Origin of the sequence: Reyranella sp. (assembly GCF_050185545.1) — a bacterium.
GTDB lineage: Bacteria > Pseudomonadota > Alphaproteobacteria > Reyranellales > Reyranellaceae > Reyranella.
On record NZ_JBFWZI010000357.1, the window covers coordinates 1 to 3,025 of the forward strand.

The 3,025-nt window shown below is 66.6% G+C and carries 4 protein-coding genes; all 4 read right to left on the minus strand.

Annotated features, from left to right (window positions below; genetic code table 11):
* A partial coding sequence (locus AB7O82_RS37960) for an amidohydrolase family protein (protein WP_428621926.1) occupies positions 1-1,141 on the minus strand: 1,141 nt, incomplete at its 3' end.
* A gap of 5 nt (positions 1,142-1,146) precedes the next feature.
* Positions 1,147-1,947, minus strand: coding sequence for an SDR family NAD(P)-dependent oxidoreductase (locus tag AB7O82_RS37965; protein ID WP_428544576.1), 801 nt, complete (start codon positions 1,945-1,947; stop codon positions 1,147-1,149).
* Between the two features lies 1 nt (position 1,948).
* Entirely contained in the window at positions 1,949-2,503 is a 555-nt protein-coding gene (locus AB7O82_RS37970; RefSeq protein ID WP_428544573.1) for a carboxymuconolactone decarboxylase family protein, read from the minus strand.
* A 169-nt stretch (positions 2,504-2,672) separates the two neighbouring features.
* The coding region (locus tag AB7O82_RS37975; RefSeq protein ID WP_428544570.1) for an SDR family NAD(P)-dependent oxidoreductase at positions 2,673-3,025 on the minus strand (353 nt) is incomplete at its 5' end.

A 3,025-nucleotide genomic window follows, 5' to 3' on the forward strand; every position in this document is an offset into this window, starting at 1 on the left:
GGTCGACCATGATCAGGTCGGCCTTGTTGCCGGGCGCCAGCCAGCCGCCGTCGGGGATGCCGAGCGCGCGATAGCCGTTGCGGGTCGCCCAGCGCAGGGCGTGCTCGGGTGTCGGGTTGCGGCCGTCCTCGCGCCGGATGCGTTCCATGAACAGGCCGGTGCGCAGTACCTCGACCATGTCCTCCGCCATGTTGTCGCTGCCCATGGCGATGGTGCATCCGTAGGCCTCGAGGTCGGCGATGCGCGGGCTGAGACCGCGGCGGGCGGCGATGGCGGCATTGAAGGAGACGGTGACGCCGGCCTTGCCCAGAATCTTCTCCTCGCCGGGCTCCATGCAGCGGCAGTGGGCACACACAAGTCGGTCGTTGAGGAAGCCGAGATCCGCCAGGTACTCGGTCGGCAGGCGATTTCGATGCGCCTTGACCGCGGCGACCTCGCCCCAGATCTGGTTGAGGTGGATGGTCGCCCAGGTGTCCAGCCTCTGCTGCAAGGCGCGCAGGTCCTGTAACAGCTCAGGCGAGCACATGTCGGGCGCCCACGCCGAGACGGCGATGCGGATGCGGCCATCGGCCTTGCCGTTCCACTTGTTGAAGGTGTCCTCGATGATCCCGAGATGGCGCTGGCCCAGCGCGCGATCGAGCTGATAGGGCGCGGGATCGCCGATCTCGGTGCCGACCCGGTCGTAGGCCCGCTCGCCCAGCAGGAAGCGCATGCCGGTGTCGGCCAGGGCACCGGCATAGTCGTCGACGTTGGTGGAATCCTCGAGCGCCAGCGTGGTGCCGCTGCGCAGCGCCTCGAGCGCGCCGAGCAGCGCCATGGTACGGCGCTCGTCCGGTGTCATCGCAGGCAGCGGGATCGGCGACAGGCCGCCCGAGAAAGGCGGCTTGTGCGGCGGTGAGAGATCCTCGAACACGCCGCGCGCCAGGGTCATGGTGAAGTGCGTATGGACGTTGGCGAAGCCCGGCATGACCATCTTGCCGGTGCCGTCGATCCTCTCGGCCGCCGGGTAGCGGGCCAGCAGCTCGGCGCTCGGTCCCACCGCGGCCACACGATCGCCTTCGATCGCAATCGCGCCGCCATAGTGCACGCTGTCGCGATCGTCGACGGTGACGATCGCCGCGTTGTGGATGACCGTCGTCACGGGTCTCAGCCCGTCTGGACGCTGGCGCCGCCATCGACCGGCAGGGTGACGCCGGTGATGAAGTTCGCCTCGTCGGACGCCAGGAAAAGGGCGGCGTTGGCGACGTCCCAGCCGGTGCCCATCTTGCCGCGCAGCGGCACCTTGGCGTCGCGCTCGGCCTCCACCTGGGCGCGTGTCTTCTTGAACTCGCGGGCGCGCGTGTCGACCGCCATCGGCGTGTTCATCAGGCCGGGCAGGATCACGTTGGCGCGGATGCCGTATTTGGCGTTCTGGTAGGCGAGCTGCTCGGTGAAGGCGATCATCGCCGACTTGCTGGCCTTGTAGGCGACGTAGGGATAGGTCGTGATCGCGGCCATCGAGGAGATGTTGACGATGGCGCCGCTCTTCTGCTCGCGCATGATCGGGATCACGTGCTTGCAGGCGAGGATGGTGCCCTTGAGGTTGATCGCCATGCAGCGGTCGTAGGCTTCCTCGGTGAGGTCGAGCAGCTCGGCATCGCCGCCCGAGATCGAGACGCCGACATTGTTGTGCAGGATGTCGATGCGACCCCAGCGGGCATGCGCGTCGGCCGCCATGGCCTTGAGCTCCGCCTCCCGGGTGACGTCGGCGCGGAAGGCGACGGCGGTGCCCTGGTTCCGGCCGATCAGCGCCACCGTCTCCTCGGCGCTCTTGAGGTTGTGATCGACGCACAGCACCTTGGCGCCCTCGCGCGCGAAGGTGAGTGCGGTGGCGCGGCCGTTGCCGACGCCCTCGCCGGGGCTTTGGCCCGCGCCAACGACGATGGCGACGCGATCTTTCAGGCGCATGTCAGCTCACTCCCGGAATTGGATACTGCTGGAGCACTTCCTTGTAGTAGGGCTCGTTGTCGATCTTCATGGTCGCCAGCACGCGCACCACGGCGCAGTAGAAAGCGATGGTCAGCACCAGGTCGGTCATGTGTTCGTCGCTGAGGTGCTGCCTGATCTCGGCGAAGGTCGCGTCGGACATGCCGATGTCGCGCACCATCTCGCGGGCGCCCTTGAGTATCGCCCTGGCGAGCGGCTCGAGCTTGCTGGGCTTGCCCTCGGTCTCGGCCATCAGGCCTTCGATGTCGGCATCGGTGACGCCGAACTCGCGGCCGATCTTGACGTGATGGGTGAACTCGTACTCCGAACGCTCCATCCAGCCGACCTGCAGGATGGCGAGCTCGCGCAGGCGCGGATCGAGCCTGCTCTTGAAGCGGATGAAGTTGCCCACGCCGTTGAAGGCGCGCGCCATGTCGGGCGAGTTGACCAGGAGCTTGTGCAGGTTGGTGTTGCGCTTCAGCATGTCGCGATACTCGGGCGCGACCTGGTCGGGCTCGAGATAGGGTAGACGGGCCATTCTTCCTCCTGGATCAAATCTCGTTTGATTGTTCAGTCGCAGAAGAATTCAGCCACAGATGCACGCAGATGCTTGAGGGGAGACGTCTGCCGTCGACAGTCATGTCATCATCTCATCTGTGTTTATCTGCGGCTTGTTCCTTCTTCGTGAGTCGGCGGCACAGCCGCCGCTAGTGGGTCTCGGAGTCGCGCTCGGGTCCCTGCAGCGTGACGCCGCCGTCGATCACCAGTACCTGGCCGGTGATGTAGCGGGCGTGGTTCGACATCAGGAAGCGCACGCCGTGGCCGATGTCCCAGCCGGTGCCCTCGATCTTCAGCACCGAGGCCTTGGCGCGGGTTGCGCGGGCAGCCTCGCTCATGCCGTTGCCGCGGGCATAGACCATCGGCGTGTAGACGGGGCCGGGGCAGATGCAGTTGACGCGGATGCGGTCCTTGCCGTGATCGACCGCCATCGCTTGGGTGAGACCGATCACGGCGGCCTTCGAGGTCGAGTAGGTGGTGAGGCCACGCGGCCGCAATGCCG